The 6,457-nt window shown below is 72.6% G+C and carries 6 protein-coding genes and 1 pseudogene; 1 reads left to right on the forward strand and 6 read right to left on the reverse strand.

All coding sequences use genetic code 11. The annotated features are described in order from the left end of the window. The first annotated feature begins 95 nt into the window (after window positions 1-95). Complete coding sequence (locus OZN99_RS04805; RefSeq protein ID WP_270934038.1) at window positions 96-1,070, forward strand: NAD(P)-dependent oxidoreductase; 975 nt, start codon at window positions 96-98, stop codon at window positions 1,068-1,070. A gap of 3 nt (window positions 1,071-1,073) precedes the next feature. Here OZN99_RS04805 and OZN99_RS04810 read toward each other — a convergent pair whose 3' ends face one another. The 6 genes and pseudogenes from OZN99_RS04810 to OZN99_RS04835 form a co-directional block, all read right to left on the reverse strand. After that, window positions 1,074-2,015, reverse strand: coding sequence for an MBL fold metallo-hydrolase (locus tag OZN99_RS04810; protein ID WP_270934039.1), 942 nt, complete (start codon window positions 2,013-2,015; stop codon window positions 1,074-1,076). 14 nt (window positions 2,016-2,029) lie between these two features. Next, window positions 2,030-3,004: an MBL fold metallo-hydrolase gene (locus OZN99_RS04815; protein WP_270934040.1), complete on the reverse strand. Its 975-nt coding sequence runs from the start codon at window positions 3,002-3,004 to the stop codon at window positions 2,030-2,032. A gap of 117 nt (window positions 3,005-3,121) precedes the next feature. Continuing rightward, the gene (locus OZN99_RS04820) at window positions 3,122-4,402 is read right to left on the reverse strand and encodes a class I SAM-dependent RNA methyltransferase (RefSeq protein ID WP_270934041.1); all 1,281 of its coding nucleotides are present in this window, start codon (window positions 4,400-4,402) and stop codon (window positions 3,122-3,124) included. Then, window positions 4,399-4,821, reverse strand: coding sequence for a DUF2721 domain-containing protein (locus tag OZN99_RS04825; protein ID WP_270934042.1), 423 nt, complete (start codon window positions 4,819-4,821; stop codon window positions 4,399-4,401). The genes OZN99_RS04820 and OZN99_RS04825 overlap by 4 nt, the downstream gene beginning before the upstream one ends. 47 nt (window positions 4,822-4,868) lie before the next feature. Then, window positions 4,869-6,092 (reverse strand): acyl-CoA dehydrogenase, encoded by a 1,224-nt coding sequence (locus OZN99_RS04830; protein ID WP_270934043.1) that lies wholly within the window; start codon window positions 6,090-6,092, stop codon window positions 4,869-4,871. A gap of 104 nt (window positions 6,093-6,196) precedes the next feature. Further along, window positions 6,197-6,457: pseudogene (locus OZN99_RS04835) on the reverse strand (DEAD/DEAH box helicase); the annotation flags it as partial.

The following is a 6,457-nucleotide window of genomic DNA, read 5'->3' on the forward strand; positions in this document are numbered from 1 at the left end:
GCCGCAGCGCCCGGCGAACGCCCGCGCCGGCAGCGCGGTTGCCGGTCTCCCGGAATCGGATTGACCGGCGGGCGCAGGGCGTCGAAAGGCCGGGGATGAGCTTCGACATCCTCGTGACCGCCCCGACCCTCGAGCCTGCCGGACGCGCCCTGCTGGACGCGGCCGGCTGCCGCTTGGACTTCGTCTCCTTCGAGGGCGGGCGGGCCGAGATGGAGGCGAAGCTGGCGGCGCGCCGGTGGGATGGCGTGATCTCCCGCTTCTTGCCGATCTCGGCCGCGGCAATGGACAGCTGCCCGAGCCTGCGCGTGATCTCGCGCGCCGCGGTCGGCGTCGACGCCATCGACCTGCCCGCGGCCAGCGCGCGCGGCATCGCGGTGCTGACGGCGACGGGCGCGAATGCGCAGTCGGTCGCGGAGTTCGCCATCGGCCTGATGCTGGCCGCCGCGCGCGACATCCCGAAGCATGCCGAGGCGTCACGGCAGGGGCGCTGGGAGAAGACGCCGCTCGGCCTCGAGCTGCACGGCCGTTGCCTCGGCCTGGTGGGCTACGGGCGCATCGCGCAGCGCGTGGCGCGCATCGCGCTGGCCATCGGCATGCGCGTCGTCGCCTGGAGCCCGCGGCTGCATCTGGCTGGCGACATCGCGCCGGTGCTGCGCGCGGACTCGCTGCAGGACCTGCTTCAGCAATCCGACGTGCTGTCGCTGCATGCACCGCTGACCGCGGCGAACCGCGGCATGATCGGCGCCGAGGCGCTCGACCTGCTCGGGCCGGAGGGCATCCTGGTGAACACCGCGCGCGGCGGCCTGGTGGACGAGGCCGCGCTGGCCGAGGCGCTGCGCGCCGGGCGGCTGCGGTCGGCGGCGCTCGATGTGCGGCCGGTGGAACCCCCGCCGGCCGAAACGGTGCTGACGGGCGTGCCGAACCTGATCCTTGCGCCGCATATGGGCTCGGCGACGACCACGGCGCGCGCCGCCACTGCCCGGGCGGCGGCGACGCATCTTCTGGATGTGCTGCTCGGGCGGCCGCTGCCGCCCGAGGCCTGCGTCAATCCCGAGGCGCTGGCCCGGTAGGCCTCAGGCGCCCGCGACCAGCCGGTAGCCCGTGCCGGCGCGCTCGACGCGGCCGGTGGCGGGCATCGGGAAGTGGTAGCCGACGACCGGGATGCGGTCGGTCGCCAGCCGGTCCAGCAGGCGCCGGCGCGTCTCCACCGCCTGGTTCGCGTCCATGTCGAAGATCGGCACCCAGTCCGGGTTCGGCAGGAACAGCTGCGGCGCGTGCACCGCATCGCCCAGCACCAGCAGCTGCGCATTGCCGTCGGCAATCAGCAGCGACGTGTGGCCGGGCGAATGGCCTGGCGTGGTGACCGCAGTGACGCCGGGCGCCACCTGTGCGCCGGGGCCGTAGGTCGTCACCCGGCCCTGATAGGGCGCGAAGCGGCGGCGCACCAGCGCGAAGCCCGGCCGGCGGAACTCGGTGGCGCGGCTCTCCTCCCCGGCGTCGTTCCAGAACGACCACTCGCGTTCCGGCACCATGATCTGCGCGTTGGGGAAGTTGGCGACGCCCTCGTTGGTGGTCAGGCCGTTGATGTGGTCGCCATGGAAGTGGGTGTGCACGATCAGCGTGACCTGTGCCGGGTCCAGCCCTGCGGCGCGCATATTCGCCGGGCCCGTGCCGGTGTTCGGCCCGCTGAGGCCGCCGGTGCCGGCATCGAACATCACCAGCCCGCGCGGGGTGCGCAGGATAGTGACGTTGTACGGGCTTTCCAGCGCGGTGCCCTGCAGCCCGGCAGACTGCATCGCGCCGGCAACCTGCTCGGTCGGGACGTTGGTCACGAAGCCCCTTGTGGCATCGGGCCGCGTGACGGAGCCGTCGTTGACGACGAAGACCTCCAGCGCGCCGACCTGGACGCGGTGGAAGGCCGGCGCAGTTGCGGCCCGGGCCGGCGAGGCGCCGGTCGCGGCGGCCGCCATCGCGGCGGCGCCGAGCAGAGCCTCCCGGCGGGTCAGGGTGGTCATGTGGCGTTTCTCCCTCAGATGCCGTCGATCCAGTCCGCGGCGACGAAGCGGTAGCCCTGGCCGTCGCGCGCGATGCGCCCGGCGATCGGGAAGGGGAAGTGATAGCCGGTGACGGCAAGACGGTCGGTGGCCGCGCGGTCCAGCAGGGCGCGGCGGTTCGCCTCGGCGGCCTGCGGATCCATGTCGAAGATGGCGTGCCAGCCCGGGTTGCGGGCGAAGAGCTCGGGCCGGTTGGTGGTGTCGCCCAGCACCAGCAGGCCCTGGTTGCCGTCCGTCACCTCGAACACGGTGTGGCCGGGGGTGTGGCCATGCGCGGCGATGCTGCGGATGCCCGCGACGACCTCGGTGCCCGGCGCGAACTGGCGGATGCGATTGCCGTAGGGGCCGAAGCGACGCGCCACGCCGGCGAAGGCCGGGCGCATCGCCTCCGGCGCGCGGGAGGCCTGGCCCTCATCGGTCCAGAAGCGCCACTCGGGCTCGGGCACGGCGATCTCCGCATTCGGGAAGACCACCTGGTTCTCCCGCGTCGTCAGGCCGCTGATGTGGTCGGCGTGGAAGTGGCTGTGCACGATCAGCGTCACCTGCTCCGGCGTGACGCCGGCGGCACGCATGTTCGCGAACATCCAGCCGCCCGTCGGGGCCAACTGCCCGCCGGTGCCGACGTCGAACAGCACGGTGTGCTGCCCGGTCTGCACCATCGTGACGGAGTAGGGGATGCGCAGCGGGTCGGGGGACAGGAAGGATTCGCGGAGCACGCGCTCCACATCCGTGGCCTCTGCGTTGCGGATGAAGCCGGCGGCGGGGCGCTGGAAGAAGCCGTCGAACAGCGTGGTGACGGTGAAGGAACCCAGCCGGAAGCGGAAGAAGCCCGGCGTGCCGGGCGAGGGCGCCGGCGCGGGGGCCTGGGCGAGGGCAGGGTCGCTGCGCAGCAGTGTCGGCAGGGCAAGCGCGGCACTGGCCGCCCCGAGCATGGCGGTTCGACGATGCATTGTCCTCGGTCGCTCCCTGGCTGTTCCAGCCCGCCCTAGGTTGGGTGGCGCAAAGCCGATGCAACCCCGAACACTGTCGTGCCGCAACGATGTTTCGTGCCCTCGGCCGCCCCGCGGTCATCCGCGGGCCAGGTGGACCACGGATTCGAGATGCGCCGACCAGCGGAACTGGTCCACCGGCGTCGCCGCGGTCACCAAGAAGCCGGCGGCCCGCAGCGCCTGCGCGTCCCGTGCCAGCGCCGCCGGATTGCAGGAGACATAGGCGACGTGCCGCACCGCGCTGCGGGCGATCTGCGCCACCTGGTCCGCCGCGCCGGCATAGGGCGGATCCAGCACGACCAGGTCGAAGGCCTTCAGCTCCGCCGGCAGCACCGGCCGGCGGGCGAGGTCGCGACGCACCGCCTCCACCCGCGCGACCGCCTTGCGCGCCGCGGCGTCCAGCGCCGCCACCGCCGCCGCGCTGCCTTCCATGGCGGTGACGCGGCCGCGAGCAGCCAACGGGAAGCTCAGCGTGCCCAGCCCGGCATAGAGGTCCAGGATGCGCGGCCGCGCCGGCAGCTTGGCGGGCAATCCGCCGAGCACCGCCGCGATGATCGCGGCCTCGCCCTCGCGGCTGGCCTGGAGGAAGGCGCCCGGCGGGGGCGCGACCTCCACCCCGCCGATCAGCAGGGTGGCGGGGCCGGTCTGTGCGGCCGTTTCCGGCTCCCCCTCCTCGGGCGCCCAGGCGATGCGGGGCAGGCCGAGCTGCGCGGCGAACGCCGCCAGCAGGCGGCGTCCGGCGGCGTCCAGCGTCCTGTCGGTGCGCAGCAGCAGGTCCGGCCCCGTGTCGAGCAGGTTCACCACCGCCGAGCCCTGCCGCGCCAGCGCGGAAAGCCTGCGAAGCAGCACACGCAGCGGCGCGAGCAGCGCGAAGAGCTCGGGGCGCAGGATATGGCACGTCGCGAGGTCCAGCACCTCGGTGCTGCCGCGCTTGTGGAAGCCGATGACGACGCTGCCGTCCGGCCGCCGACGCAGGGCAAGGTCGGCGCGGCGTCGGCTGTCCGGCGGCGTCGTGACGGTCTCCGCCACCGGCGCATCGGTGAAGCCGGCGCGGGCCAGCGCCTCCGCCAGGCGTACGCGCTTCCATTCGGCCTGTGCCGCGAGGGCCCAGTGCTGCAGCGTGCAGCCGCCGCAGCCCAGCGCCACCATCGGGCAGGGCGGCGGCACGCGCGCCGGGCTCGGCTCCAGCACCGCATCGAGCGTGGCGCGGACGGCGCCGTTGCGGGGCGGGGCTGGCGAGGCGTCCACCAGCTCGCCGGGGAGGGCGCCGGGTATGATGCAGGGCGTGCCGTCCGGCAGGGTGGCAAGGCCGTCGCCGCCCGCGCCCAACCGTTCGACGCGCAGTGCTGGGGCCGTCACGATTCGCCGCGGTCGAGCGCCCGGACCGACAGCAGCATCTCCATGAGCAGCAGCAGCAGCGCGGCCGTCAGCAGCACCATGCCGAGCACCAGCAGCCCGACCACATGCACGCCGGCGCCGATGCCGAAGATCGGCTCGACGAAGGAGACGATCACGAGAAGGCAGAGCGAGATCGAGGCGAGGATGCCGCAGACGATCGCCGCATAGGTCAGCCGTCCGCGCAGCCGCAGGATCGGGTGCAGGCGACGCGCCGTGTCGGCCGGGGCGTCGCGCAGCGACCGTTCCTGGTCGCCGATGCGCTGGAAGCGCGAGTTCAGCAGGTTCAGCACTGCCATGATGCCGCTGATGACGAACGCCGGTGCGAGCGCGACCTGAAGCGCGCGCTCCACCGTCAGCAGGTCATGCCCGGTCGTCAGCATGGCGGCGGAGCGTTCAGCCCCCGTCGCCGCGCCGCGCGCGGGCGGGATCAGCCGCCGAAGGCATTCAGCCCGGTCTGCGCGCGTCCGAGGATCAGCGCGTGCACGTCGTGCGTGCCCTCGTAGGTGTTCACCGTCTCCAGGTTCATGACGTGGCGGATCACATGGTACTCGTCCACAATGCCGTTGCCGCCATGCATGTCGCGCGCGACACGGGCGATATCCAGCGCCTTGCCGCAGTTGTTGCGCTTCACCAGCGAGATCATCTCGGGCGAGGCCTTGTGCTCGTCGAACAGGCGGCCGACGCGCAGCACGGCGTGCAGGCCGAGCGTGATCTCGGTCTGCATGTCCGCGAGCTTCTTCTGGATCAGCTGCGTCGCAGCGAGCGGCTTGCCGAACATCTTGCGGTTCAGCGTGTAGTCGCGCGCGGCGTGCCAGCAGAACTCGGCGGCGCCCATCGCACCCCAGGCGATGCCGTAGCGCGCGCGGTTCAGGCACTGGAAGGGGCCGGCCAGGCTCTTCACGCCCGGCAGGCGGTTGGCCTCCGGCACGAAGACCTCGTCCATCATGATCATGCCGGTGACGGAGGCGCGCAGGCTGAACTTGCCCTCGATCTTCGGGAAGGAGAGGCCCTTCATCCCGCGTTCCAGGATGAAGCCGCGCAGCACGCCCTCGTCGTCCTTCGCCCAGACCACCGCGATGTCGGCGATGGGTGAGTTGGTGATCCAGGTCTTGGAGCCGGAGACAAGGTAGCCGCCATCCACCTTCTTCGCGCGCGTGCGCATCGAGGCAGGGTCGGATCCCGCATCGGGCTCGGTCAGGCCGAAGCAGCCCACCATCTCGCCGGTGCGCAGCTTCGGCAGGAACTTCTGCTTCTGCTCCTCGGACCCGAAGGCGTGGATCGGGAACATCACGAGCGAGGACTGCACGCTGAAGGCGCTGCGGTAGCCGGAATCGACACGCTCCACCTCGCGCGCCATCAGCCCGTAGGCGACATAGGAGACGCCGGCGCAGCCATAGCCGTCGAGCGTCGCGCCCAGGAAGCCCATCTCGCCGAACTCGTTCATGATCTCGCGGTCGAACGTCTCGTGGCGGTTCGCCATGAGCACGCGCGGCATCAGCTTCTCCTGGCAGAACTGCCGGGCCGCGTCGCGGATCATGCGCTCGTCCTCGGTGAGGACGTCGTCGAGCAGCAGCGGGTCGTCCCACTTGAAGGGCGGCAGGGAGGACTTCTTCGGCGTGCTCTCGGCGGCAACCTGGCTGACGACGTTCATCCTGGCCTCCTGGCGCTTCCTCTCGCACGCATGCGGCCCTGTGGCCGCGCACGCGCCTGTGGCTGGAATCTAGTCGGTTGCCGCGGGGCGGCAACCGCGGGCGATCAGGCCGCCTCGGCCTCTGCCGAGGAGGCGGGTGCAGTTCCCTCGGAGGCCGCGGCCACGGTCTCCTCGCGCCGGGCGCGCGGGATCGGGATCGTCATGAAGGCCGGCACGCTGTCGCCGAAGCCGCGCACGGCCGGGCCGAGGTCGTCGCGCCGGTCGCGGCGATAGTCGTCGCGCCTGGGTTCCGCCGCGCGGTCGTCCCGCCGCGGGCGGCGATCGTCGCGGCGCGGATCCGGGCCGCGCTCGTCGCGGCGCCGGTC

This window comes from Falsiroseomonas oryzae, from assembly GCF_027856955.1.
Classification (GTDB): domain Bacteria; phylum Pseudomonadota; class Alphaproteobacteria; order Acetobacterales; family Acetobacteraceae; genus Falsiroseomonas; species Falsiroseomonas oryzae.

Coding starts and splice junctions, on each gene's coding strand:
- OZN99_RS04805 (WP_270934038.1), top strand. CDS start 96: ATGAGCTTCGACATCCTCGTGACCGCCCCGACCCTCGAGCCTGCCGGA.
- OZN99_RS04810 (WP_270934039.1), bottom strand. CDS start 2,015: ATGACCACCCTGACCCGCCGGGAGGCTCTGCTCGGCGCCGCCGCGATG.
- OZN99_RS04815 (WP_270934040.1), bottom strand. CDS start 3,004: ATGCATCGTCGAACCGCCATGCTCGGGGCGGCCAGTGCCGCGCTTGCC.
- OZN99_RS04825 (WP_270934042.1), bottom strand. CDS start 4,821: ATGCTGACGACCGGGCATGACCTGCTGACGGTGGAGCGCGCGCTTCAG.
- OZN99_RS04830 (WP_270934043.1), bottom strand. CDS start 6,092: ATGAACGTCGTCAGCCAGGTTGCCGCCGAGAGCACGCCGAAGAAGTCC.